General features: G+C 42.7%; 1 protein-coding gene. It reads left to right on the top strand.

What is annotated here, in order from left to right; all coding sequences use genetic code 11:
• Positions 1–445 (top strand): IS630 family transposase (locus tag IRQ78_RS20450; protein WP_194442985.1); only part of this gene is annotated, 445 nt, incomplete at both ends.

The following is a 445-nucleotide window of genomic DNA, read 5'->3' as shown; positions in this document are numbered from 1 at the left end:
CGGATTGTAAAACAACAGCAATTTGACTATGGATACTTATTTGGCGCGGTATGTCCAGCCACAGGCCAWACAGAAGCGTTAGTTAGCCCATTCGTAAATAAAGAAGCAATGACGCAGCATATGCGCCAGATATCACACGCGACACCTGYTGGAAGRCAYGCTGTCGTGATAATAGATGGCGCAGGCTGGCAYACATACGATACAGCTKCAGAATTTAAAAACCTAACCCTGATAAAGCTYCCACCTTATTCACCWGARCTAAATCCAATAGAGCAAGTATGGAGCTGGATACGACARCATTGTTTATCCAATAGAGTGTTTTCGGGCTATGACGAAATTGTCGATGAAGTTTCAAAGGCATGGAATCACTTTATTTCRATMCCGGATCGAGTGAAGAAAATGTGCAATCGGGAATGGATTAATACCATTCCGCTTAAATATCTGA

It is taken from the genome of Pseudoalteromonas simplex (genome assembly GCF_015278155.1).
In the GTDB taxonomy this organism is placed as follows: domain Bacteria; phylum Pseudomonadota; class Gammaproteobacteria; order Enterobacterales; family Alteromonadaceae; genus Pseudoalteromonas; species Pseudoalteromonas simplex.
This window is presented reverse-complemented; position numbering and strand designations above follow the sequence as displayed.